The sequence below is a fragment of the Phycicoccus sp. Root101 genome, assembly GCF_001426245.1.
Classification (GTDB): Bacteria; Actinomycetota; Actinomycetes; order Actinomycetales; family Dermatophilaceae; genus Pedococcus.
Genome location: NZ_LMCM01000001.1, coordinates 571070 through 595129 on the forward strand (window position 1 = coordinate 571070; position 24060 = coordinate 595129).

The 24060-nt window shown below is 71.5% G+C and carries 21 protein-coding genes; 2 read left to right on the forward strand and 19 right to left on the reverse strand.

What is annotated here, in order from left to right:
• Positions 1-93: 93 nt before the first annotated feature.
• Together atpB and ASC58_RS02650 are read right to left on the reverse strand one after the other, a co-directional pair.
• Positions 94-894: a F0F1 ATP synthase subunit A gene (gene atpB / locus ASC58_RS02645; protein ID WP_235529060.1), complete on the reverse strand. Its 801-nt coding sequence runs from the start codon at positions 892-894 to the stop codon at positions 94-96.
• Between the two features lie 187 nt (positions 895-1081).
• Positions 1082-1576 (reverse strand): hypothetical protein, encoded by a 495-nt coding sequence (locus ASC58_RS02650; protein ID WP_056915260.1) that lies wholly within the window; start codon positions 1574-1576, stop codon positions 1082-1084.
• 187 nt (positions 1577-1763) lie between these two features.
• Here ASC58_RS02650 and ASC58_RS02655 point away from each other — a divergent pair, with 187 nt between their 5' ends.
• Entirely contained in the window at positions 1764-2387 is a 624-nt protein-coding gene (locus ASC58_RS02655) for a GNAT family N-acetyltransferase (protein WP_056918253.1), read from the forward strand.
• Here ASC58_RS02655 and ASC58_RS02660 read toward each other — a convergent pair.
• Genes ASC58_RS02660 through ASC58_RS02675 form a run of 4 tightly spaced genes read right to left on the reverse strand, consistent with a single transcriptional unit; the run spans position 2384 to position 6433 of the window.
• Entirely contained in the window at positions 2384-3496 is a 1113-nt protein-coding gene (locus tag ASC58_RS02660) for an MraY family glycosyltransferase (protein WP_056918254.1), read from the reverse strand. The genes ASC58_RS02655 and ASC58_RS02660 overlap by 4 nt on opposite strands.
• 27 nt (positions 3497-3523) lie before the next feature.
• Entirely contained in the window at positions 3524-4807 is a 1284-nt protein-coding gene (gene glyA / locus ASC58_RS02665) for a serine hydroxymethyltransferase (RefSeq protein WP_056918255.1), read from the reverse strand.
• Entirely contained in the window at positions 4804-5709 is a 906-nt protein-coding gene (locus tag ASC58_RS02670; RefSeq protein WP_082552854.1) for an L-threonylcarbamoyladenylate synthase, read from the reverse strand. The genes glyA and ASC58_RS02670 overlap by 4 nt, the downstream gene beginning before the upstream one ends.
• Positions 5710-5755: 46 nt before the next feature.
• A complete protein-coding gene (locus ASC58_RS02675; RefSeq protein WP_056918256.1) occupies positions 5756-6433 on the reverse strand; it encodes an NADPH-dependent F420 reductase in 678 nt (225 codons plus the stop codon).
• A 120-nt stretch (positions 6434-6553) separates the two neighbouring features.
• On the opposite strand from ASC58_RS02675, the gene ASC58_RS02680 reads away from it, so the two are divergent.
• A complete protein-coding gene (locus ASC58_RS02680) occupies positions 6554-7201 on the forward strand; it encodes a TetR/AcrR family transcriptional regulator (RefSeq protein ID WP_235529061.1) in 648 nt (215 codons plus the stop codon).
• A gap of 19 nt (positions 7202-7220) precedes the next feature.
• Here the strand turns inward: ASC58_RS02680 and prmC are convergent, their stop codons facing one another.
• From prmC to argS, 13 genes are all read right to left on the reverse strand, one after another.
• A complete protein-coding gene (prmC, locus tag ASC58_RS02685) occupies positions 7221-8090 on the reverse strand; it encodes a peptide chain release factor N(5)-glutamine methyltransferase (RefSeq protein ID WP_082552856.1) in 870 nt (289 codons plus the stop codon).
• On the reverse strand, positions 8087-9181 hold the full coding sequence (gene prfA, locus ASC58_RS02690) for a peptide chain release factor 1 (RefSeq protein ID WP_056918257.1): 1095 nt from the start codon (positions 9179-9181) through the stop codon (positions 8087-8089). The genes prmC and prfA overlap by 4 nt, the downstream gene beginning before the upstream one ends.
• A 152-nt stretch (positions 9182-9333) precedes the next feature.
• Entirely contained in the window at positions 9334-9558 is a 225-nt protein-coding gene (rpmE, locus tag ASC58_RS02695; protein WP_056918258.1) for a 50S ribosomal protein L31, read from the reverse strand.
• A gap of 101 nt (positions 9559-9659) precedes the next feature.
• A complete protein-coding gene (locus tag ASC58_RS02700; protein WP_056918259.1) occupies positions 9660-11831 on the reverse strand; it encodes a cell wall metabolism sensor histidine kinase WalK in 2172 nt (723 codons plus the stop codon).
• Positions 11828-13270: a glycosyltransferase gene (locus ASC58_RS02705; RefSeq protein WP_056918260.1), complete on the reverse strand. Its 1443-nt coding sequence runs from the start codon at positions 13268-13270 to the stop codon at positions 11828-11830. Before ASC58_RS02705 ends, ASC58_RS02700 begins: the two co-directional genes overlap by 4 nt.
• A complete protein-coding gene (locus tag ASC58_RS02710; RefSeq protein ID WP_056918261.1) occupies positions 13267-14310 on the reverse strand; it encodes a HEAT repeat domain-containing protein in 1044 nt (347 codons plus the stop codon). Before ASC58_RS02710 ends, ASC58_RS02705 begins: the two co-directional genes overlap by 4 nt.
• Positions 14307-14684 carry a response regulator transcription factor gene (locus ASC58_RS02715; RefSeq protein WP_056915269.1) on the reverse strand — a complete coding sequence of 126 codons (378 nt, stop codon included), beginning with the start codon at positions 14682-14684 and terminating at the stop codon, positions 14307-14309. Before ASC58_RS02715 ends, ASC58_RS02710 begins: the two co-directional genes overlap by 4 nt.
• Positions 14685-14971: 287 nt before the next feature.
• Positions 14972-17146: a transcription termination factor Rho gene (gene rho, locus ASC58_RS02720; RefSeq protein WP_056918457.1), complete on the reverse strand. Its 2175-nt coding sequence runs from the start codon at positions 17144-17146 to the stop codon at positions 14972-14974.
• Positions 17147-17458: 312 nt separating this feature from the next.
• A complete protein-coding gene (gene thrB, locus ASC58_RS02725) occupies positions 17459-18397 on the reverse strand; it encodes a homoserine kinase (protein ID WP_056918262.1) in 939 nt (312 codons plus the stop codon).
• Positions 18397-19482 carry a threonine synthase gene (gene thrC / locus ASC58_RS02730; RefSeq protein WP_056915271.1) on the reverse strand — a complete coding sequence of 362 codons (1086 nt, stop codon included), beginning with the start codon at positions 19480-19482 and terminating at the stop codon, positions 18397-18399. The genes thrB and thrC overlap by 1 nt, the downstream gene beginning before the upstream one ends.
• Entirely contained in the window at positions 19482-20831 is a 1350-nt protein-coding gene (locus ASC58_RS02735) for a homoserine dehydrogenase (RefSeq protein ID WP_056915272.1), read from the reverse strand. Before ASC58_RS02735 ends, thrC begins: the two co-directional genes overlap by 1 nt.
• A gap of 132 nt (positions 20832-20963) precedes the next feature.
• A complete protein-coding gene (lysA, locus tag ASC58_RS02740) occupies positions 20964-22400 on the reverse strand; it encodes a diaminopimelate decarboxylase (protein ID WP_056918263.1) in 1437 nt (478 codons plus the stop codon).
• Between the two features lie 3 nt (positions 22401-22403).
• Positions 22404-24050 carry an arginine--tRNA ligase gene (gene argS / locus ASC58_RS02745; protein ID WP_056918264.1) on the reverse strand — a complete coding sequence of 549 codons (1647 nt, stop codon included), beginning with the start codon at positions 24048-24050 and terminating at the stop codon, positions 22404-22406.
• Positions 24051-24060: the final 10 nt, after the last annotated feature.

Consider the following 24060-nt stretch of genomic DNA (forward strand, 5'->3'; position numbering starts at 1 on the left):
TCCTTTCCATGGCACCGGGACCGCTTCCCGGTGTCGGGGGTGTGGATATTCAGGTGGTGCACGCGAGGCCGGGGGCCTCGACGGTCGAGCGGGCTAGTGGTGCTCGGACACCGCGTCCGAGATGTAGAGCGCCGCAAGAAGAGTGAAGATGAACGCCTGGAGGAACTCGATGAGGAGCTCGAAGAACGTCATGCCGATCGAGAACCCGAAGGCGAGGACGCCCGAGAAGTTCAGGAACAGGTTGCTGCCGTGCAGCAGCAGGTACTCGCCGCCGATGATGAACACCAGCAGCATGAGGTGGCCGGCGAGCATGTTGCCGAACAGTCGCAGGGCGAGCGTGAGCGGGCGGATCACGAAGTAGGTCAGGAACTCCAGCACGAACAGGATCGGCTTGAGCCAGCCGGGCAGGCCCGGGGGGATCAGCGACTTGAAGTACGGGAGGACGCCGTGCTTACGACGGATCGCGACCGTGTGGTAGACGATGTAGACGATGAGGGTCAGGACGATCGGGATGCCGACGCGGCTCATCGTGGGGAACTGCACGAACGGGATGATCCCGAACAGGTTGTTGACCAGGATCATCGTGAAGAGCGTGAACAGCAGCGGCACGAACTGCATGAAGTCCTTGGTGCCGATGATGTCGCGGCCGATCGTGTTGCGCACGAAGTTGTAGGCGCCCTCGGCCATGAACTGCGTCTTGCCCGGGACGACCGTGAGCTTGCGCGACACTGAGACGAAGAACCAGCCCAGGATGCCGACCGAGATCAGCAGGACGAGCGCGGGACGGGTCAGCGTCCACGGGCTGTTGCCACCGATGAGCGGCCACCAGAAGTCGGCGACGCCGGGGGTCTTGAACCCGTCCTCGCCTCCTGCGGCCACGAGATTCGTGACCATGTCCGCAGACACCATGTTTGGGCTCACTGCCTCTCCTCGAATGAACTGACGTGCAACCCGTTCACCGCGAAGACTTCACGGTCGGTGCGGGACAACCGGGACGAATGCATGCTCGACACCGGCTCGGCGCAGAACGGTAGGTACGCTACCCGACTCCGCAGCATCGGGGCGACGCGGGACCGGCCCGTCACCGCCCCTCACCTGCTCCGGTCGACGACGGGTCGGCAGGGGTGTCCGTGCCACCCGCGGACGGCAGGTCCGACGGCGGGTCGTAGACGGGGACGCGGGCACGTCGCCAGGCGCGGACCTGACCGACCTGCCAGGCCAGGACGGCCACGAGCATGGCCACCCCCGCGGCCCAGCTGTCGAGGCTCTCGATGCGTCCGGCGACGACGAGGACCCCGAGCAGCAGGAGCACCTGGCCGAAGTAGATCGCCATCCCGACGGCCATGAAGAGCATCGGGTCGCGGTCGCGCACCAGCTTGTCCATGAGGAGCAGGCCGGAGCCGAAGAAGACGACGGCGATGGCCACACCCACGAGGGCGGAGACGCCACCGTCGAGACCCCGCGTCAGCGCGAGGACCACGGTCGCGACGCCACCTGCGACGAGGGTGGGGACCAGGGCGCCGCGAAGGGTCGCGCTGAACGGGTAGGAACCCGTCTGGGCGCTCTGCTGCGTCATGGTGGCCTGCCTGCTCGTCGGGGCTGGAATGCCTGGCGAAAGGGGTGGTCACGCCCTTCGGTGGGCGCTTGTGAAAGGTATCACAAGCGTTCAGCCTTTTCACAGCGGGGCCTTTCGCGGTCCCACCGTAGGGGTTCCCGACGCCGCCCGCCGCCGCCGTCCGCGGCTCGGCAACTAGCCTGCCGTCATGCCTGCGCGTGCTCCGTCCGGTTCGCCCCTCGAGGGGACGTTCGTCCGCCTCGACCCGGTCCGGGCCGACGACGCCGAGGGCCTGCACGCGGTGCACAGCGACCCCGTCGTCTACACGCAGGGGTACGTCATGGCCTCCCCTCCCCCCGACCTCGCGGCCACCCGGGCGCTGGTCGCCGCCGCGATGGCGGCGCGGGAGGTCGGTCGCACGGCATACACGGTGCGGCTCACGGGAGCGGGCGGGCTCGGGGCCGCCGGCACGGTCGTGGGCACCACGTCGCTCGGTGACATCGACGTCGTCAACGAACGAGCCCACCTCGGCTGGACGCTCTACGGCTCGCGGTGGTGGGGCACCGCGGTGAACCCGGAGTGCAAGCTGCTGCTGCTCGGGCACGCGTTCGACCTGGGGTTCGGGCGGGTCAAGATCCAGACCGACGCGGTCAACCAGCGCTCCCAGGCAGCGATCGCGAAGCTGGGCGCCACCCGCGAGGGGGTGCTGCGCCGGCACACGCGGCGGGCCGACGGGACGTTCCGCGACACGGTCGTGTTCAGCGTGCTCGCCGACGAGTGGCCGCAGGTGCGGGCAGGCCTGGAGGAGCGGCTGGGCCGGGTCCCGCGCTAGAGGGCGCGGGTGCGCCCACCGCTGGGGGCCCAGCGGGGCAGCCACACGGTGAGGACGCCGACCAGGAGCACGGCGCCGAGGACTCCCCCGGCGGCGACCCACGGGTCGAGGAAGATGAAGCTGACCGCGCCGAGCGCGGCCACCGCGGCCCAGAGCCAGAGCAGGATGACCGCGCGCCGGTGGCCGTGGCCGATCTGGAGCATCCGGTGGTGCAGGTGCTGCTTGTCCGGGCTCCACGGGCGTTCGCCGCGCGCGGTCCGACGCACGACCGCGAGCAGGATGTCGACCAGCGGCAGCAGGATGATCGCGCCCGGTACGACCAGGGGCAGCAAGGTCGCCGCCACGGGGTTGGTGCTGACCTGGGACGGCGTCACGTTGCCCGTCGTCGAGATCGTCGCGGCCGCCAGCAGCAGCCCGAGCAGCAGGGCCCCCGAGTCGCCCATGAACAACCGGGCCGGGTGGTAGTTGTGCGGCAGGAAGCCCAGGCAGCAGCCGATCAGGGCGGCGGAGATGAAGGTCGCCGAGGAGAACACGTTCGGCGGGTCGAACGTCCGCGAGATGCCGTAGCTGTAGATGAAGAACGACGAGGCGGCGATGACGACGACCCCGGCCGCCAGCCCGTCCAGCCCGTCGATGAAGTTGACGGCGTTCGTGAACACGACGACGGCGAACACCGTGAGCCCCACCATGAACGGCTCGGGCAGCACCGTCACGCCACCGATCGGGAGCTGGAACAGCATGACGCCGCTGAACGCCATGATCCCGGCGGCGATCATCTGCCCGCCGAGCTTGGTGAGCCAGTCCAGCTCGCGCACGTCGTCGATCGCCCCGAGCAGGCACACGATGCCGGCACCGACCAGCGTGCCCTTGAGCTCGGGCCCGAGGGCGAACACCTGCCCGAGGTAGGGCAGCTTGCTCGCCGCCAGCATGGAGGCCGCGAACCCGAGGAAGATCGCCACCCCTCCGAGCCGCGGGATCGGCGTCGAGTGGACGTCACGGTCGCGCACCGGGGTGAACGCCCCGGTGCGCACCGCGATGGCGCGCATGAGCGGCGTCGCGGCATACGTGATCACCGCGGCGACCATCAGGACGAGGAGGTACTCGCGCACTCAGGCGCCTCTCGGGTGGGTCGGGACTCAGCCTCGAGGGTATGCCGGGAAGCGGGTCACGAGGTCGCTCACCCCGGCACGGACCTCCTTGGAGACCGCGTGGTCCGGGTCGGCGTCGCCCTCGATGACGGCCTTCGCGATCAGGTCGGCGATCGTGCGCATCTCGTCGGTGCCCATGCCCTGGGTCGTGACGCAGGGCGTGCCCACGCGGATGCCGCTGGCGATGTTGGGCTTCTGGGGGTCGAACGGGATGGCGTTCTTGTTGAGCACGATCCCCGCTGCGTCGGAGCGGGCCTCGGCATCGGCGCCGGTGACACCCACGCCCTGCAGGTCGTGGAGCGACAGGTGGGTGTCGGTCCCGCCGGTGGTCGGGCGGATCCCCTTCTCGCCCAACGACGTCGCGAGGACCTTGGCGTTCTCGATGACCTGCTTGGCGTACGCCTGGTACTCCGGCGTCGCGCACTCCTTGAAGTTCACGGCCTTGGCCGCGATGGTGTGCATCTGCGGGCCACCCTGCATCATCGGGAACACGGCCTTGTCGAGCTTCGCCTGGTGCTCGGCCTTGCAGACGAGGGCGCCGGAGCGCGGGCCGCGCAGGACCTTGTGGGTCGTGAAGGTGACGACGTCGGCGTACGGGACGGGGCTCGGGATGGCCTTGCCGGCGACGAGGCCGATGAAGTGCGCCGCGTCGACCCAGAAGATCGCGCCGATCTCGTCGGCCAGCCGGCGGAAGAACTCGAAGTCGATGAGGCGCGGGATGGCGGAGCCGCCGGCGAGGATCACCTTGGGGCGGTGCTCCTTGGCCAGGCGCTCGACCTCGGCGTAGTCGATGTCCTCGGTCTCGCGGTCGACGCCGTAGTGCACCGCGTTGAACCACTTGCCGGAGAAGGAGACCTTGGTGCCGTGGGTCAGGTGGCCACCCATGGGCAGCGCCATCGCGAGGATGGTGTCACCGGGCGACATGAACGCCCCGTAGACCGCCTGGTTGGCGCTGGCGCCCGAGTGAGGCTGGACGTTCGCGTGGTCGGCGTCGAACAGCGCCTTGCACCGGTCGATGGCCAGGGTCTCGGCCTTGTCCACCTCGGAGCAGCCGCCGTAGTAGCGACGCCCGGGGTACCCCTCGGCGTACTTGTTGGACAGCGTGGAGCCGAGGGCGGTGAGCACCTCGGGGCTGGACATGTTCTCCGACGCGATGAGCTGCAGGCCGCCGCGGATGCGGTCGAGCTCGGAGACGAGCACCCCCGCGATCTCCGGGTCGAAGGACTCCAGGGCCCCGAAGTCGGAGCCGTAGAAGGTGTCGCTCTGGGTCATCGGGTCTCTCCTGGGTGGTCGGCAGCGGTGCGTTCGGCGGTCGGATCCGCCGGCAACTCTAGGCCCTGCGTCGGTTCGGTCGGGGAAGGATCCGTCGCCGGCCCGGGGTCGCGCGCCGGCTCCGGGGCGTCCCCCGGCTCGGGGTCGCTCAGCGGTTCCGGGACGCGCAACGGCTGCGGTTCGTCGACCGCCACCGGCGTCGCCTCGGCGTCCGCCTCGACGACGTTCTCGGCGTCGGCGTCGTTGTCGGCGTCGGCGTCCTCCGGCTCGGCCGGTCGCAGCGCTGCGTCGATCTGCTGCTGGGTGATGGCCCCGGCCCGCAGCATCTCGGGCTCCGCACCGGTGCAGTCGATGATCGTCGAGACCTCGTTGCTCGACGTGGGTCCGGCGTCGAGGTAGACGGCCACGGCCGCCCCGAGCTGCGCCGCGGCGTCGGTGGCCGTGGTGGCCGGGGGCTGGCCGGTGAGGTTGGCGCTCGTGACCGCCATCGGGCCGACCTCGCTGAGCAGGGCGAGGGCCGTCTCGTCCTGGGGCATCCGCACGGCGACCGTGCCGTTGGTGTCACCCAGGTCCCACATGAGCGAGGACTGGGACTTGAACACGAGGGTGAGGGGCCCGGGCCAGAACTCGCGGATCAGGTCGCGGGCCCAGGACGGGATGTCGGTGGCCAGGCCGTCGACGGTGCGGATGCTGGGCACCAGGACCGGCGGCGGCATCTCTCGGCCACGACCCTTGGCGGCGAGGACGGACGCCACGGCCTCCGGCGAGAACGCGTCGGCACCGATGCCGTAGACGGTGTCGGTCGGGAGGACCACGACGCCTCCGTCCCGGACGACCTCGACGGCTGCCGCGATCCCCTCGGCGCGCCCGGACTCGGTGGTGCAGTCGTACACAGGGCTCATGGACGCCAGCGTAGTTGTGCTCCCCGGGTGCGGACGCGCCGGTCGCTCAGCGGACGATCTTGAAGTTGAACATGCCGGTGCCGAGCGCGCCCATGAGCCGCAGCCAGACCGGGAGGAGCATCTCGGTGCCCCGAGCGGTGGAGATGTCGCCGAGGTCGATGACGTCGGTGTGCCCGAAGCTCTCGAGCAGCTCGGCCACGACGGCCTTGGCGTCCTGGTCGTCGCCCGAGAGGAACACCGAGGACTCCGCACCGAGCGACGCGGGGCGGACCATGAGCTCGGCCGTCAGCGTGTTGAGGGACTTCACGACGCGGGCCTGCGGGAACTCGCGCTGGATCTGCTCCCCGAGGCTGTCGGTGTCCTTGACGAACAGGGTGGGAGGGAAGCCCTGGGAGAAGTCGAGCGGGTTGCTGATGTCGAGGACGACCTTGCCGGCGAGCGCCTCGGCACCGGCAGCCTGCAGCGCCGGGACGGCGGCGGCCCCTCCGGTGGCGTTGACGACGACGTCCGCGCCGACGACCGCGTCCGCGAAGGTCGCGAGGGTGACCTGCGGGTGCTCGGTGGCCCAGGCGGCATACGGGAGGGTGCCCATGCCGTCGGGCTCGGTCCGCGCGAGGGTGGCCTGCGGGTCGCGGGTGCCGGTGACGACGTCGTGGCCCAGCTCGGACAGGCGCCCCGCAAGGGCCTGGCCGACCGTGCCGGTTCCGAGGACGGCGATCTTCATGGTGTGCTCCTGGGTCGAAGGAGTAGACAGATCTGTCTACCAATGCACGGAAACGTAGCAGACAGATCTGTCTACTGCCAAGGTATGCTGCTCGCACGCCCTTCCGAGGAGGCCCACCCCGTGCCCAGCCCCAGCTCCTCCCCCGCAGCAGCGACGGAGACCGACGCGACGGAGACCGACGCGAGCACCGCCCGTGCCACCGGTGCGCGGCCCAGCCCTGCCCGCGAGCGCATCCTGGAGACCGCCTTCGCGCTCTTCTACGCCAGGGGGATCCGCGCGGTCGGGGTGGACCTGATCATCGCCGAGTCGGGGGTGGCGAAGGCGACCTTCTACAAGCACTTCCCCGCCAAGGACGACCTCGTGCTGGCCTACCTCGACAAGGTCGACGGCGTCTGGTCCGGTCAGCTCCACGCGGCCGCGCAGGCCGCCGGCCCCGCCCCGGCCGACCAGCTCGTCGGGCTGTTCGACGCGCTGCAGAACGCCTGCCGCCGGGACGGCTACCGCGGGTGCGGCTTCATCAACGCCGCCGCCGAGTCGCAGCCGGGCACCCCGGTCCACGAGCGCACCGTGGCCCACAAGGCCTCGGTCCTCAGCTGGGTCGAGGACCTCGCCCGCCGGGCCGGGGCGCGCGACGCCACCACCCTGGCCCGGTCGTTGACGCTCCTGCTCGACGGCGGCCTGGCTAGCGGGACCCTCGACGCGGCGCCCGAGGCGCCCCGGGCCGCCAAGGAGGCGGCCGGCGCGCTCGTCGCGGCCTCGCTCGCCTGAGGGCGCGCGGCGACCGACGTCAGCGCCGGACCGCGACCGTGGCCCGCGGGCGACCGGTGAGGTCCACCTCGTCGCGGACCTCGCTCCACCGACCGCTGCGGCGCAACCCCGCAGGCAATGACTCGCCCTGGCTGTCGGCGTGCTCCATGACCAGGACACCGCCCGCCCGCAGCAGGTCGGCGGCCCGTGCCGCGACCGCGAGCGGGATCGCCAGGCCGTCCTCGCTGCCGCCGTACAGCGCGAGCTCCGGGTCGTGGTCGCGGACCTCGGGGTCCAGCGGCACCATGCCGACCGGGATGTAGGGCGGGTTCGACACGACGACGTCGACGGTCCCGTCGAGCTCGGGGAACGCCGTCGTCGCGTCACCGTGCACGAGGGTGACAGGGAGCCCGGAGTCGACGACGTTGCGCGCCGCCCAGGCGTGCGCGTCCTCGCCCAGCTCCACGGCATACACGGTCGCCGACGGGACCTCGTCGGCGACGGCGAGCGCGATCGCCCCCGAACCCGTGCAGAGGTCGACCACCACCGGTGCGCCGTCGACGGCCAGCGCGGCGTCGATCGCGAGCCCGGCGACCACCTCGGTCTCGGGCCGCGGCGTGAACACCCCCGGTCCCACCGACAGCTCGAGGCGGCGGAAGGCCGCTCGCCCCGTCAGGTGCTGCAGGGGCACCCTGTCGGCCCGGTGCTCGACCAGCCGTGCGTAGGCCGCGGGGTCGGGAGCTGCGGCACCCACCACCATGGCGGTGCGCAGCTCGCCCACCGGGCGACGGAGCACGTGCGCGGCCAGCGCGAGGGCATCGTTCTCCGGGGAGGGCACGCCGGCCTCCGCGAGCCTGGCTGCGGCCGCCCGGACCGCTGCCCGCAGGCCGCCGCCGGGCTGGTCGGTCACTTCCCCGAGCCCGAGGACGCCTCGGCGACCGCTGCCATGCGCGCCGCCTCGTCGGCGTCGACCGCCGACTGGACGACGGCGTCGAGCTCACCGTCGAGGACCGTGTCGAGGTTGTAGGACTTGAACCCGGTGCGGTGGTCGGAGAGGCGGTTCTCCGGGTAGTTGTAGGTGCGGATGCGCTCGCTGCGGTCGACGGTGCGGATCTGGCTCCGACGCGCGGCGCTGGCCTCGGCGTCCGCGGCATCCTGGGCGAGCTGGTGCAGGCGGGCCCGCAGGACGCGCATCGCCGACTCCTTGTTCTGGAGCTGGCTCTTCTCGTTCTGGCAGGAGACGACGGTGCCGGTCGGCAGGTGCGTGATGCGCACGGCCGAGTCGGTGGTGTTGACCGACTGCCCGCCGGGGCCGGAGCTGCGGTAGACGTCGATCTTAAGGTCGTTCGTGTCGATGACGACCTCGACCTCCTCCGCCTCCGGCATCACGAGGACGCCGGCGGCCGAGGTGTGGATGCGACCCTGGCTCTCGGTGACCGGGACGCGCTGGACCCGGTGGACCCCGCCCTCGTACTTGAGCCGCGCCCACGGGGCGTCACCGGGCTCGGGCGTCCCCTTGGCCTTGACGGCCATCCGGACGTCCTTGTACCCGCCGAGGTCGGACTCGGTGGCGTCGATCAGCTCGGTCTTCCAGCCACGGCGCTCGGCGTAGCGCAGGTACATCCGCAGCAGGTCGCCCGCGAACAGCGCCGACTCCTCGCCACCCTCCCCCGCCTTCACCTCGAGGATCACGTCACGGTCGTCGTCGGGGTCGCGGGGCACCAGCAGGCGGCGCAGCTTGTCCTCCGCGGCCTCGAGGGTCGCTTCCAGGGACGGCACCTCGGCTGCGAACTCGGCGTCCTCCTTGGCCATCTCGCGAGCGGCGGCCAGGTCATCGGTCGCCGCGTGCCACGCGTGGTAGGCCGCGACGGTGGGTCCCAGCGCGGCATACCGCTTGTTCAACCGGCGGACGAGGTCCTGGTCCCCGAAGACCTCGGGGTCGGCCAGCTGCTGCTCGAGGTCGGCGTGCTCCTGGACGAGGGCTGCGGCGGACTCCAACATGACGGCTCCTGGGTCGGGCGTGGGTCGGGCGTGGGTCGGGCGTGGGTCGGGCGTGGGTGGTTCTCGGCGCGGGGTGGTTCTCGGCGCGGGGTGGCAGGTAAAGCAATGCGCCGGCCCTGACCACGAGGGTCAGGACCGGCGCATCGGGAAAGCTACTTGCTCTCGGCCACGGCCTTCTTGCCGTAGCGGGCCTCGAAGCGGGCCACGCGACCACCGGTGTCGAGGATCTTCTGCTTGCCCGTGTAGAACGGGTGGCACTGCGAGCACACCTCGGCGCGGATCTGGCCGGAGGTGGCGGTGCTCTTGGTCGTGAACGTGCTGCCACAGGTGCAGGTCACCGTGGTGTCGACGTACTCGGGGTGGATGTCCTTCTTCACTTCGCGCTCCTTGAGTCATGAGACCGGGTCGGCCGGGCGGAGTGCCCTGGCTGCCGTGAACCGGTCAGCGGTCAAGTGTGCCAGACAGCGGCGCACATCTCCTAAACGGCAGAGGCCTGCTGCTCATTCCCCGAGGCAGGTCCGGGAGGGGTCACGGTGACGGGGACCGAAGCAGGCGCGGAGACCGGCGCCGGCGGGGCCATCCGGCGGGGCGGGGCGGGCTTGCCCAGCAGCGGGAGGGTGATGGTCATCGTCGTCCCCACCCCCTCGGTCGACTCGAAGCCCAGTGTGCCCGCGTGCCCCTCGACGATCGCCCGGACGATGGCCAGCCCGAGACCGGTCCCGGGGATCGCCTGGGCGTTGGCGTTCGAGGCCCGGAAGAAGCGGTCGAACAGCCGGGCCTGGTCCTTGGCCGGGATGCCGATGCCCGTGTCGGCCACGCTGATCTGCACCTCCCTGCCCACGGCCCGGGTGGTGATGGTGGCGACGCCACCGGCGGGCGTGAACTTCACCGCGTTGGAGCCGAGGTTGATCAGGGCGCGCTCGAGCTGGATGCGGTCGACGTGCACCTCGAGGCAGGGGTCGACGTCGTCGACGACGAGGCGCACCGACCCGCGGGCCGCGACCGGCTGCAGCATCTCGGTGACCCCCCGGACCACGTCGCTGACGAGCACGTCCTCGGGGTCGGACTCCAGGCCCGAGGCCTCGATCTTGTTCAGGACCAGCAGGTCCTCGATCAGCCCGCGCAGGCGGGACGCGTTGCGGCCGATGACCCGCAGGGCCGACTGCTGGGAGGGCTCGAGGCCGCCGTAGTCACCGTCCTCGAGCAGCTCGAGGTACCCGCTGATGGACGTCAGGGGCGTCCTCAGCTCGTGGCTCACGGTGGCCATGAAGTCGGTCTTCTGGCGGTCGAGCTCGGTGAGCCGGCGGACCTGCTCGAGCTGCATCTCGTTGAGGCGCAGCTGGGCGATCGTCTGGGCCAGGTAGCCGGCGCACTGCTGGACGGCCTGGATCTCGAAGCGCCGCCAGCGCCGGTAGATGTCCACCGTCATCAGGGCCAGTACACCGAGCCCGCGCTCTCCCACGCCGACCGGCACCATGACGAGGGAGCGGGCCCCGGTCGCCCGGTGGAACGCCGCCGCCCGTTCGTCGCGGGCGACCTCGGGGTCGAGCAGGTCGCGGATGACGAAGACCGACCCCTCGCGGCGCAGCTCGCGGTTCACGTCGGGGACGCTGCCGGCCAGGGACGGCGGCAGGGGCGGCAGTGGCGGCAGGTCGTCGCGGTGCCACTGGACCCGTTCGTCGACCCCGCCCTCGCCGTCGCCCAGGGTGTAGAGGAGCACCCGGTCGGCGCGCATCTCGGTGCCCAGGTGGGAGCAGACCAGTCGCAGCACCTCCTCGATGTCCTCGGCGCTGCGGACCATCTGGGCGACGTCCAGCACCAGCTCGTGCATGCGCAGGACCTGGGCCTGCTCCTCCAGCAGCGCCCGGTTGGTCGTCGTCAGGTCGTTGAAGTCGTCGGCGAGCGCCCGGATCTCGGCCGCCCCGGCCCTGCCGTCGGCCATGGCGAGCACATCACCGGCGCGCTGGCGGCCGACCACACCGCGCAGCCGGACGATGGGACGCGACAGCGAACCCTCGATCGTGCGCCACATCAGGTACGCCCCCACCACCGACAGCACGGTGAGCAGCAGCATGAGGGCGAGCAGGCGGTTGAACGCGCCGGCGATGCGTTCGCGCGTCTGCGCACGCTGGTCGCCGAGCTGGGACTGGAGGGTGGCCGACACGGCGCGGAACGCGTCGAACCGCTGGTCCGCACCCGCCAGGAGCGCGGTCCTCGCGGCGGCGTCGGTTCCCGTCGCGGGCTGGTCGATCCAGTCGAACCAGGCCTGGGCGGCCGTCTCCTGGTCGCGGCTCAGCTGGAGGTACCGCGTGCGGTCGCTGCGTGGGAGCACGTCGCGGGACAGGGCCGCCTGCTGGCGGTCGACGAGCTGCTCGATCGTGGTGAGGGCGGCACGGACCTCGGCGGCCTCGTCGTTCGAGGTCCCAGCCACCTGCCGGATCCACGCCGTGTTGGCGTCCGTCATCGTCTGGCGCACGGCGTTCGTCGCATCGATGGCCGGCGACAACGCCTGGCTGGAGCGCGCCGTGTCCAGCGAGTTGGAGCGCACGGTCAGCAGGGCGGCGCCGGCGACGACGGGGACGATGCAGAGCATGGTGATGACGAGGAGGCGCAGCTGGGCCGAGACCGACCACTGCGCCGGACGGCTCAAGGCTGGACCTCGTCGAAGCCGGTCCGCGTCATGACGCCCCACACCTGCTTCTTCCCGCGCAGGCTCGCCCACCAACCCGACAGGCGCCAGAAGACCGTGAGCTGCCGGTACCCGAAGTTCTCCAGGACCGCCGCTGCCAACGTGGTGACCAGGTCGCGCCAGCGGGTGTAGCGGTGGAAGGCCCACTCCTCGACCGACATCGCGGCCAGGGTGACGAGGATCGCGAGGCCGTAGGCGAGGAGCATGAACAGGATCGCGTAGGGGACGTTGACGATCCCCAGCGCCAGTCCGAGGACGACGACGATGATCCCGAAGGCCTCGAGCAGCGGGGCGAACAGCTCGAACAACCAGTAGTACGGCAGGGCGAGGGCGCCGAGGCGTCCGTAGCGACGGCGGAACATCATCCCGCGGTAGGCCCAGAGGGTCTCCCACAGGCCCCGGTGCCATCGCCGCCGCTGCCGACCCAGCACCGCGAAGCTCGACGGCACCTCGGTCCAGCAGACCGGCTCCGGGACGAACTCGACGCGGTAGTCCCGCTTCGTGTCGATCATGTGGCGGTGGATGTGCAGCATCAGCTCGAAGTCCTCGCCGATGCTGTCGGGGTCCAGTCCCCCGACCTCGACGACGACGTCGCGCCGGAACATGCCGAACGCGCCGCTGATGAGGATGAGCATCCCCAGGCGCGACCAGCCCGTGCGCCCGATGAGGAACGCCCGCAGGTACTCCACGACCTGGATCCGGGCCAGCCACGGCTTGGGCATGGCCAGCCGCACGAGACGGCCGGACACGACCCGGCTGCCGTTGACCGCGCGGATGGTGCCACCCGTGGCGACCATGCGGGTGGGGTCGTCGGTGAAGGGCTTGCTGACACGCAGGAGGGCGTCGGGCTCCAGGATCGAGTCGGCGTCGATGACGGCCACCAGCGGCTCGATCGCCGCGTTGATGCCGGCGTTGATGGCCTCGGACCGCCCCGAGTTCGTCTTGCGCACGACCACGAGCCGCGTGTGCCCGTCCCGGGGCACGTGCACCTCGGTGATCTGGGCCCGCAGTGGGATGTCGCGCGGGACCTCACGGGGGATCTCCACGAGGTCGAAGGCCTCGCGCAGCAGCGGGAAGGTGTTGTCGGTGCTGCCGTCGTCGACGATGACGACCTCGTGGCGCGGGTAGCGCAGGGAGAGCATCGCCTTGGTCGACGTCACGACGCCGACCTCCTCGTTGTAGGTCGGGACGATGACCGAGACCCCGAGGGCGAGCTCACCACCGAGGGTGTCCACCGAGGCGTCGCGCATGCGCAGGTACCGGCGGAACTGCAGGGCCGCCGTGCCGATGAGCACGAGGAAGGACAGGTTGATCAGCGTGAAGTAGACGAGGATCGGGATGGCGGTGACGTCGTAGAGCCACTGCACGACCGACCGGAGGCCGTCGAGGAACCCGTTCACGAACGGCCCGCCTTGAGCCCCGCGAGGACGAGGGCGGTGCCGGCAGCAGGCTCGGCACGACGGGCCTCGAGGGTCTCCATGCCGGGCGCCCCGAGCTCGACGAGGGCGTGCGCCGCGAGCTCGGCCAGCCGGGTGTCGGTGTCGTCCAGCAGGCCCACGAGGGTGGGCAGGGCGTTGGCGGCGCCGATCCGACCGAGGGCGCGGACGCAGGCCCGGCGCAGGTCGGTGGCGACACCGACGGCCGTGTGCCGCGCGAGCAGATCGACCTCGGAGTCACGGCCGATCAGCCCGAGGGCCTCGGCCGACTCGACGCGCACGGTCAGGTCGGGGTCGGAACCGACGAGCTCCCGCAGCTCGGGGAGGGCCTGGACGAAGGTACCGACGCCCGCGACGTGGGCCGCGACCATCCGGGTGCGCGGCGCGGGGTTCCGCATGGCGGCCCGCAGCACGGGGACGATCTCCACCCCCATCTCGAGCAGCGCATCGGCGGCGAGGCCGGCGGGGATGCCCTCACCCACCCCCACGGACCGCAGCAGGGGCGCGGCGAGCCACGGGTCGGCGAGGTAGGACGCGGCATACGCGGCACTGGCGCGCACCTCGGACGCCTCGTCCTCGAGCGCCTCGGAGATCAGGGGGGTGGAGTCGGCGACGCGCGCGAGGCCGAGCAGCTGCACGGCGTGGGCGCGGCGGACCGGCGAGCGGTGCGAGGCGTCGGCCTTGGCGCGCTCGAGCGCGCCGTGGTCCTCGAGGACGGCGACGAGCTGGGTGGCCGGTTCGCCGCGGACCTTGGCCAGGAGGCGGACGGCCGCCTCGTCGATGGCGTCCGCGGTCTCACCACGAGCGCCGCGCAGCACGGCGAGGCCCTCGGGCTCACCCGCGGCGAGCTCGATGAGCGCTCCACGGACGGGCGACAGGGCGATGGCCGTACGGTTCTCCCGCGTCAGCCGCACCACCTTCGAGACGATGACGCTGAGCGCGAGCCCCACGCAGGCGACGAGGACCAGGAACTCGATGCCGAGGAGGAGCTGGCGGGTGGTCACCGCGCTCGGGAGAGCATGCCGTTCACCCGGTGCAGGAGCTCCCGTGGGCTGAACGGCTTGATCACGTAGTCGTCCGCACCCACCGCGAAGCCGGTGTCGACGTCGCTGTCGCGCGACTTCGCACTGAGCAGCAGGACCGGCACCGCGCCGTTCTCGCTGTCGCGGATCTTGCGCAGGACGTCGATGCCGGACAGGCCGGGCATCATGACGTCGAGGATGACGAGCGCCGGGCGCTGTGCCTGGAACGACTCCCAGGCAGCCAGTCCGTCACCCACGGCCTCGACGGCGTACCCCGACTGCGTGAGCTTGAACTCCACGAGGTCACGGATGTCCGGGTCGTCGTCAGCAATGAGTACACGGGCCCCATCGGGCATTGCCGCCACGGCTAGTCCTTTCGCCATTCCTGGATCACTACGTTGCATTACATCAAATGTATGGGGTGCGGACCCCAACAGCTCGCGTCGGCGGGCATCCATGGGCCTGCCATGGCAAATACGGCCGAACGGCTTACTCGGCGCCTCCATCAACCAGGGAAATCGCCGGGTACGCGGAATGAATGAGGGGCCCTTCGTGACCCGTGACGCGCTCCACCGGCGACGACGGAGCCCGGCACCACCTCGGTGCCGGGCTCCACACGCTGCGGCCCCAGGGGCCGTGACCGTCAGGCGTTCTCGTCGTCCTGCGGCTTGAGCGAGGAGTTCTGCTGGACCTGCATGAGGAACTCGACGTTGCTCTTGGTCTTCTTGAGCCGGTCGATGAGGAGCTCGATCCCCTGCTGCTGGTCGAGCGCTGCGAGCACCCGTCGCAGCTTCCACATGATCTTGAGCTCCTCCCCGGACAGGAGGATCTCCTCCTTGCGGGTGCCGGAGTTGTTGATGTCGACCGCGGGGAAGATCCGGCGGTTGGCCAGCCCCCGGTCGAGCTTGAGCTCCATGTTGCCGGTGCCCTTGAACTCCTCGAAGATCACCTCGTCCATGCGCGACCCGGTCTCCACCAGCGCCGTCGCGAGGATCGTCAGCGAACCGCCGTCCTCGATGTTGCGGGCGGCGCCGAAGAACTTCTTCGGCGGGTACAGCGCGGCGCTGTCCACACCACCGGACAGGATGCGTCCGCTCGCCGGGGCCGCGAGGTTGTACGCGCGACCCAGCTTGGTGATGGAGTCGAGCAGCACGACCACGTCGTGGCCCATCTCGACCAACCGCTTGGCGCGCTCGATGGCCAGCTCGGCCACCGTGGTGTGGTCCTCCGCGGGACGGTCGAAGGTCGAGGAGATGACCTCACCCTTCACCGCGCGCTGCATGTCGGTGACCTCCTCGGGACGCTCGTCCACGAGGACGACCATGAGGTGGCACTCGGGGTTGTTCGTCGTGATGGCGTTGGCGATGGCCTGCATGACCATCGTCTTGCCGGCCTTGGCCGGGGCCACGATGAGACCGCGCTGGCCCTTGCCGATCGGGGCGACGAGGTCGATGACCCGCGTGGTGAGCAGGCCGGCCTCGGTCTCCAGGCGCAGGCGCTCCTGCGGGTACAGCGGCGTGAGCTTGCCGAACTCGACCCGCTTGCGGGCCTCGTCGGGGGTCATGCCGTTGACCGTGTCGAGGCGGACCAGCGCGTTGAACTTCTGGCGCTGGTTCTGCTGCTGCTCCTCGGTCTGCGCCTTCACCGCACCGGTGACGGCGTCGCCCTTGCGCATGCCGTTCTTCTTCACCGCGCCCAGCGGGACGTAGACGTCGTTGGACCCGGGCAGGTAGCCCGAGGTGCGCACGAAGGCGTAGTTCTCCAGGACGTCGAGGATGCCCGCGACGGGGATCAGGACGTCGTCCTCGGCCACCTGCGGCTCCGACTCGTAGTCGTTGCCGTAGGGGCGGTCGGTGCGGGTGCGCTTGTCACGGTTGCGGCTGCGGTTGCGGTTGCGGCGGCGCCCACGGCCCTCGCCGTCGTCGTCGCCGTACCCGCCCTGGTTCTGGCCGCCCTGAGCGCCTTGGTTCTGACCACCCTGGTTCTGGTCGCCCTGCTGCTGGGTGCGGGTGTTCTGCCGGTCACCCTGCTGCCGGTCACCCTGCTGCCGGTCACCCTGCTGCCGGTCACCCTGCTGGCGGTCGTCGCGGTCCTGCTGGCGCTCGCTCCGGTCCTGGCGGTCGTCGCGGTCCTGCTGGCGCTCGCCCCGGTCCTGGCGATCGGCACGGTCGGCACGGTCGGCACGGTCGGCACGGTCGGCCTGATCGGCCCGGTAGGCCTGGCGGTCGGCGCGGTCGGCGCGCTGCTGCTGGCGGTCCGTGCGCTCGGGCCGGTCCTCGCGGTCCTGCTGCCGGTCGGTCGCGGCCCGGTCGGAGCCGGCACGCTCGGCGCCGCTGCGCTCCGAGGCGGCACGGTCGGAGCCGGCACGGTCGGAGCCGGCACGGTCGGAGCCGGAACGCTCGGTCGCCTGCTCGGTCTGCGGGCGCTCGGCACGGCGCTCGGCCGCACGGGCAGAACGCTCCGAGCGCGCCTGCTGGCGTGCGGCGCGAGCCTGCTCCGCCTCGGCGCGCGGGGACTCAGTGCGCGGGGAATCGGCACCCAGGGAATCGCCCCCCGCGGCGTCGGCACGCGAGGAGTCGGCACGCTGCGCCTGACCCCGGGTGTCCTCACGGCGCGCGTCGGCCCGTGGGGCCTCGGTCACGGCGGCGGCGGCCGACGCGGTGTCCGCGGCCGGGCGCTCGGCACCGCTGTCGCGGCGCGGCGCGGTGCCACCGGACTGACGGTCCTTGATCGCGGCGACGAGGTCGCCCTTGCGCATCTTCGCGGTCCCGGCGATGCCCATGCTCGCGGCGAGGCCCTGGAGCTCCGCCACCTTCATGGTGCTCAGGGCACCGGAACGGCGCGGCTTCTCGTCCTGCGCGGGCGCAGTGCCGAGAGTGGTGGTGTCTGTCACGAAGGATCCTTCCCCCTCGTATGCGGCCGGGTTCAGATCCCGAGCCGGTGCTTGGGTCGGCAGTGGGCCGACCAGTGGAGCCACATGCAGCACGGTGAGGCCAAGGCAGCGAACGCTGCCGTCATGTGGAGGGTGCGACCCGAACGGTGGTCCGCGAAGAGGCGGCATCGGCGGCGGGTGCGTGCTCAATGTAACACCGTTGGCCGGTCAGGAAGTCCAGCCTGTCCAGATTGTCGGTCAGGGTGCCAGGGCCCTGACCTGCGCTCCTTCGTCCGGCACGCCGGGGTCGAGGAGCTGCCATGCCCCGTCGACCAGAGGCGCGACCCCGTCCACCGCGTCGACCGTGGACAGCACGAGGACGGAGGGCCCGGCACCCGAGATCACCGCGGCGTGCCCTGCGGCCCGGAGGCTGTCGACGAGCTCCATCGAGCCGCCGAACGACTCGCGCCGCGCCTCCTGGTGGAGCCATTCCCTCGTCCCCGCCAGCAGGTGCTCCGGGTGCGCGGTGAGGGCCTGCACCAGCAGGGCCGACCGGGCGGAGTTGAGGGCCGCGTCGCCGTGCCGCACGTGGGTCGGCAGCACCGAGCGGGCCTTGGCGGTGGAGAGCTGGGTCGCCGGCACCAGCACCCGGATCCGGACGTCGGGGTGCAGGGACAAGCGCACGGTGTGCGTGCCGTCGCCGTCGCCGTCCGACCACGACAGGGTCAGGCCGCCGTAGACGGACGCGGACGAGTTGTCCGGGTGCCCTTCCAGACGAGCCGCCAGGGTGTTGGTGAAGGCGAGGTCGAGGGAATCGGTGAGCTCGCGGCATACGTCGTGCAGGCCTTGTGCCGCAACGACTCCCGTGACGATGGCCGTCGCCGACGAGCCCAGGCCACGGCCGTGGGGCACCTCGTTGCGGCAGGCCAGGTGAAGCCCGGCCGGGGCGTCCACGCCGAGCTCCTCCCAGGCGCGCAACATCGACCGGTGGACCAGGTGGGTGGCGTCGCGCGGGACGTCGGCGGACCCCTCCCCCTCCACGTCGATCCGCAGGCCCGCCTCCTCGGTCACCGTCGCGACGCAGGAGTCCCACAGGCCGAGGGCCAGCCCCACGGAGTCGAACCCCGGCCCGAGGTTCGCGCTGCTCGCCGGGACCCGCACCTCGACTGCCGCCCCGGGCGTCAGGGCAGCCCCCATCAGCCGTCCAGCCCCAGCGCCTGGGCGGCGGTGAACGCGTCCACGGACACCCGCGTCGGGGTGACGTCGGAACCGTCGGCGTTGCGCAGCGCCCACTGCGGGTCCTTGAGCCCGTGACCCGTCACGGTGCAGACGATGGTCGCCCCGGCCGGCACCTGTCCGGCCTCGGCGGCCTGCAGCAGCCCCGCGACGGACGCGGCGGACCCGGGCTCGACGAAGATGCCCTCCTCCGCGGACAGCACCCGGTGGGCGTGCAGGATCTGCGTGTCGGTGACCGACTCGATCCGGCCGCCGGAGTCGTCGCGCGCCTGTTCGGCCTGCTTCCACGACGCGGGGTTGCCGATCCGGATCGCGGTCGCGATCGTGTCCGGCTCGTCGACCGGGTGGCCCAGGACGATGGGGGCGGCGCCGGCGGCCTGGAAGCCCCACATCTGCGGCAGCCTTCTCGCCGGACCGGGCTGCTCGGACCCGCGGTGGTACTCCCGGTAGCCCTTCCAGTAGGCCGTGATGTTGCCGGCGTTGCCCACGGGCAGGCAGTGGATGTCGGGGGCGTCCCCGAGGGCGTCGACGACCTCGAACGACGCCGTCTTCTGGCCCTCGATGCGCGCCGGGTTGACGGAGTTCACCAGCTCGACCGGGTACGCCTCGGCCAGCTTGCGGGCCAACGTCAGGCAGTCGTCGAAGTTGCCGTCGACCTGCAGCAGCGTCGCCCCGTGGGCGATCGCCTGGCTGAGCTTGCCCATCGCGATCTTGCCGTCGGGCACGAGGACCGCACACGTCATACCGGCCTTGGTCGCATAGGCGGCCGCGCTGGCACTGGTGTTGCCCGTGGACGCGCAGATCACGGCCTTGGCACCGTTGCGGGCCGCGACCGAGATCGCCGCCGTCATGCCGCGGTCCTTGAACGAACCGGTGGGGTTGAGGCCCTCGTACTTCACGAAGACGTTCGCGCCGGTGAGCGAGGACAGGTGCTCGGCCGGGATGAGCGGCGTGCCACCCTCCTGCAGCGTGATGACCGGGGCACCGGCCAGCGTCGGCAGGCGGTCGGCGTACTCGCGGATGACGCCCTTCCACATCGTCGGCATCAGGCTCCCTCCACCCTCATCACGGACGTGACCTCGTGCACCGTGTCGAGCGCGGCGAGCGCCTCGACCGTGGCGGACAGCGCGGCGTCGGGGGCGGTGTGGGTCACCACGACGAGGCTGGCGCGGGTCTCCCCGCCCTCCTCGTCGACGACCACCTTCTGGCGCACGGTCTCGATCGACACGTCGTGCGCCGCGAACGCCGTGGCCACCTGGGCGAGGACGCCGGGACGGTCGGCCACGGCGAGGCTGATGTGGTACCTCGTCAGCGCCTGACCCATCGTGAGGACGGGCAGGTCCGCGTAGGCGGACTCCCCCGGACCTCGTCCGCCACCGACGCGGTGCCGGGCCACGGCGACGACGTCACCGAGGACGGCGCTCGCGGTCGGGTCACCACCGGCGCCCTTGCCGTAGAACATCAGCTGCCCGGCTGCGTCCGCCTCGACGAACACCGCGTTGAAGGCGTCGCGCACCCCGCCGAGCGGGTGCGACCGGGGGATCATCGCCGGGTGCACCCGGACGCTGACGCCAGGCGCCAGCTCCCCGTCCTCACCCGCGACCTCGGTGCGCTCGCAGATCGCGAGGAGCTTGACGACACAGTCCATCTCGCGTGCGGCCTGCACGTCGGCAGCACTCACCTCGGTGATGCCCTCGCGGTAGACCTGGTCGCTCGAGACCCGCGTGTGGAAGGCGAGCGAGGCGAGGATCGCGGCCTTGGCCGCCGCGTCGAACCCCTCGACGTCCGCGGTCGGGTCGGCCTCGGCGTACCCGAGGGCCTGCGCCTGCTCGACCGCCTCGGCGAACCCCTGACCGGTGCTGTCCATCTTGTCGAGGACGTAGTTGGTGGTGCCGTTGACGATGCCGAGCACCTTGCGCACGTCGTCGCCCGCGAGGGACTCCCGGATCGGCCGCAGGATCGGTATGGCGCCCGCGACGGCGGCCTCGTAGTACAGGTCCACGCCGTGCTGGGCGGCCGAGGCGTAGAGGCCGGGCCCGGCCTCGGCGAGCAGGGCCTTGTTGGCGGAGACCACGGACGCGCCGTGGGCCATCGCCTTCTCGATCAGGCCACGGGCCGGCTCGATGCCGCCGATGACCTCGATGACGATGTCGGCGCGGGTGACGAGCTCGTCGGCGTCGGTCGTGAAGAGCGCGGGGTCCACGGGCAGGTCGGAGCGGTCCCGACCGGCGCGGCGCACCGCGATGCCGACGAGCTGGAGCGGGCGACCCACCCGGGCCGCGAGGTCGTCGGCGTGCTCGGTGAGCAGGCGGGCCACGGACGACCCGACCACGCCACACCCGAGCAGGGCGACCCGCAGGGGCTCCCCTGCCGTCACCTTCTGGCTGTCACTCACGACGTGCTCCTCAGCGCCCCTGGGGGCTTGGTTGCGGTCCGGCCATCGTGCCGTGTGACCACGTTGTGGACGCTCATTGTTCCGTCATCCGGACGTCTTCGCGCAACGTGCCGGTCCCGCCGCCAGATCTCCTCAGCCCACATCGAGCGCCAGCAGATCCTCCACGGTCTCGCGCCGCACGAGGACCCGCGCCCGTCCGTCGCGGACGGCCACGACCGGCGGCCGGGGCGTGTGGTTGTACTGGCTGGCCATGCTGCGGCAGTACGCGCCGGTCCCCGGGACGGCGACGAGGTCGCCGGCCGTGATGTCGTCCGGGAGGTACTCGTCCATGACGACGATGTCACCGCTCTCGCAATGCCTGCCGACCACCCTCGCCAGCCGCGGCCCGGCCTCGGACCGGCGGCTGGCCAGCGTGCACGAGTAGTCGGCGTCGTAGAGGGCGGTGCGGATGTTGTCGCTCATGCCGCCGTCGACCGAGACGTACGTGCGCGTGAGGCCCCCGCCGAGGTCGACGTCCTTGACCGTCCCCACCTCGTACAGGGTGAAGGTGCTCGGGCCGGCGATCGCCCGGCCGGGCTCGATCGAGATCTTCGGCGCGGGGACGTCGGGGCTCCCGTCGCCGACCGTCTTGAGCTCACGGGCCACGAGGTCGGCCATCTGCTCGCCGAGCTCGCGCGGCTGCAGCGGCGTGTGCTCCGACGTGTAGGCGATGCCGTAGCCGCCACCGAGGTCGAGCTCGGGCATGTGCACCCCGTGGACCCGCGCCACCTCGGCGTGCAGGCCGATGAGCCGTCGGGCCGACACCTCGAAGCCGCTGGTGTCGAAGATCTGGCTGCCGATGTGCGAGTGCAGGCCGAGCAGGTCGAGGGTCCCGTCGTGCTCCAGGATCCGGGCGACGGCCTCCGCGGCCCGGCCGCCGGCCAGCGAGAACCCGAACTTCTGGTCCTCGTGGGCCGTGGCGATGAACTCGTGCGTGTGCGCCTCGACGCCGACCGTCACACGCACCATGACCGGCGCGCGGACCTCCAGCTCGGTCGCCACGGCGGCGACGCGCTCGATCTCCTCGAACGAGTCCACGACGATCCGCCCGACGCCGTACTCCAGCGCCTGTCGGATCTCGGCGAGCGACTTGTTGTTGCCGTGCAGGCCGATCCGCTCCGCCGGGAACCCGGCGCGCTGCGCGACCGCGAGCTCGCCGCCGGAGCAGACGTCGAGGCAAAGCCCCTCGTCCGCCACCCAGCGCGCGACCTCGGTGCACAGGAACGCCTTGCCGGCGTAGTAGACGTCGACCCCGCCGAGCTCGGCGAACGGCTCGGCGAACTCGTCACGGAACGCCCGCGCCCGCGCGCGGAAGTCCTCCTCGTCGAGCACGTATGCCGCGGTGCCGAACTCGCGAGCGATGCTCACCACGTCGAGCCCACCGACCGTCAGCCGGCCCTGCTCGTCGCGGGCCACCGTCTGCGGCCACAGCTGGGGCATGAGCTCGTTGACGTCGCCCGGGGTGGGCAACCAGTGCGGCGGACCGCCGTACCCCTCGGCGTGGAGGGCACCAGCCTCGTGAGCGCGCATGGGCTACATCCTGTCTGGTGCGGAGACTCCCAGCAGCGCCAGTCCGTTGGCCAAGACCTGGCGGGTCGCGTCGTTGAGCCACAGCCGGCTGCGGTGCAGGTCCGTGACCTCCTCGTCGGCGGTCATCGGCCGCACGCGGCAGGTGTCGTACCACTTGTGGAAGTGGCCGGCGAGGTCCTCGAGGTAGCGCGCGACGCGGTGCGGCTCACGCAGGTGGGCCGCCTGCGCCACGACCCGCGGGAAGTCCCCGAGGATGGCCAGCAGCGAGGCCTCGGTCGGGTCGGACAGCAGCGACGGGTGGAAGCCGTCCACACGGGACACCCCGTCCTCCCCCGCGAGCCGCGCCACGTTCGAGGTCCGCGCGTGGGCGTACTGGACGTAGAAGACCGGGTTGTCGTTGGTCTGCTTGCGCAGCTCCTCGCCGTCGAGCGACAGCGGGCTGTCGGCCGGGTAGCGGGCCAGCGAGTACCGGATCGAGTCGGTGCCGATCCAGTTGATGAGGTCGCGCAGCTCGATGATGTTGCCCGCCCGCTTGGAGAGCTTCGCGCCACCGAGGTTGACCAGCTGACCGATCTGGACCTCGATGTTGTGCTCGGGGTCGTCGCCCGCGCAGGCCGCGATCGCCTTGAGCCGGTTGATGTAGCCGTGGTGGTCGGCACCGAGGAGGTAGATCTTCTCGTCGAAGCCGCGGTCCTTCTTGGACAGGTAGTACGCCGCGTCCGCCGCGAAGTACGTCGGCTCGCCGTTCGCGCGGATCAGCACGCGGTCGCGGTCGTCGGTGAAGTCGGTCGTGCGCAGCCAGACGGCGCCGTCCTCGTCGAAGACGTGGCCCTGCGCGCGCAGCCGGTCGACCGCCTGGGTGACCGCACCGGACGCGTGCAGCTGCTCCTCGGAGAACCACACGTCGAAGTGCACGCCGAAGTCGGCGAGCGTGTCCTTGATGTCCTTGAGCTGCGCGGCGTACGCGAGCGAGCGCGCCTCGGCCAGCTGCTCGTCGGCAGGCAGGTCGAGCAGGTCCGGGCGGGCGGCGAGGGCCTGGGCGGCGAGGTCGTCGACGTAGGCACCCGGGTAGCCGCCCTCGGGGGTGGGCTCACCCTTGGCGCTGGCCAGCACCGACGCCGCGAACTTGTCCATCTGGGCGCCGGCGTCGTTGATGTAGTACTCGGTCGTCACGTCGGCCCCGGACGCCTTGAGCAGTCGGCTCATGGCGTCGCCGAGCGCCGCCCAACGGGTGTGGCCGAGATGCAGCGGCCCGGTCGGGTTGGCCGAGATGAACTCGAGGTTGATGACGTGCCCGGCCTCGGAGTCGTTGCGGCCGTAGGCCTCCCCCGCCTCCACGATGCTGCGGGCCAGCTCACCGGCCGAGGCCGCGTCGAGGGTGATGTTGAGGAACCCGGGCCCGGCGATGTCGACCGCCTTGACCCCGTCGACCCGGCCCAGGCGGTCGGCGAGCAGCGCCGCGACGTCGCGCGGCGGCATACCCGCGAGCTTGGCCAGCTGGAGCGCGACGTTGGTGGACCAGTCGCCGTGGTCGCGGTTCCTCGGTCGCTCCACCCGGACCTCCGCGGGCACGTCCACGGCGAGGTCGCCCGCGGCGACGGCGTCGGTCAGGGCGGTGCGGATGGCAGCAGAGAGCTGTTCGGGAGTCACCGGGCAAGTC

Coding starts and splice junctions, on each gene's coding strand:
- atpB (WP_235529060.1), bottom strand. CDS start 894: ATGGTCACGAATCTCGTGGCCGCAGGAGGCGAGGACGGGTTCAAGACC.
- ASC58_RS02650 (WP_056915260.1), bottom strand. CDS start 1,576: ATGACGCAGCAGAGCGCCCAGACGGGTTCCTACCCGTTCAGCGCGACC.
- ASC58_RS02655 (WP_056918253.1), top strand. CDS start 1,764: ATGCCTGCGCGTGCTCCGTCCGGTTCGCCCCTCGAGGGGACGTTCGTC.
- glyA (WP_056918255.1), bottom strand. CDS start 4,807: ATGACCCAGAGCGACACCTTCTACGGCTCCGACTTCGGGGCCCTGGAG.
- ASC58_RS02670 (WP_082552854.1), bottom strand. CDS start 5,709: ATGAGCCCTGTGTACGACTGCACCACCGAGTCCGGGCGCGCCGAGGGG.
- ASC58_RS02675 (WP_056918256.1), bottom strand. CDS start 6,433: ATGAAGATCGCCGTCCTCGGAACCGGCACGGTCGGCCAGGCCCTTGCG.
- prfA (WP_056918257.1), bottom strand. CDS start 9,181: ATGTTGGAGTCCGCCGCAGCCCTCGTCCAGGAGCACGCCGACCTCGAG.
- ASC58_RS02715 (WP_056915269.1), bottom strand. CDS start 14,684: ATGCCCGATGGGGCCCGTGTACTCATTGCTGACGACGACCCGGACATC.
- rho (WP_056918457.1), bottom strand. CDS start 17,146: ATGAAGGTGGCGGAGCTCCAGGGCCTCGCCGCGAGCATGGGCATCGCC.
- thrB (WP_056918262.1), bottom strand. CDS start 18,397: ATGGGGGCTGCCCTGACGCCCGGGGCGGCAGTCGAGGTGCGGGTCCCG.
- thrC (WP_056915271.1), bottom strand. CDS start 19,482: ATGCCGACGATGTGGAAGGGCGTCATCCGCGAGTACGCCGACCGCCTG.
- lysA (WP_056918263.1), bottom strand. CDS start 22,400: ATGCGCGCTCACGAGGCTGGTGCCCTCCACGCCGAGGGGTACGGCGGT.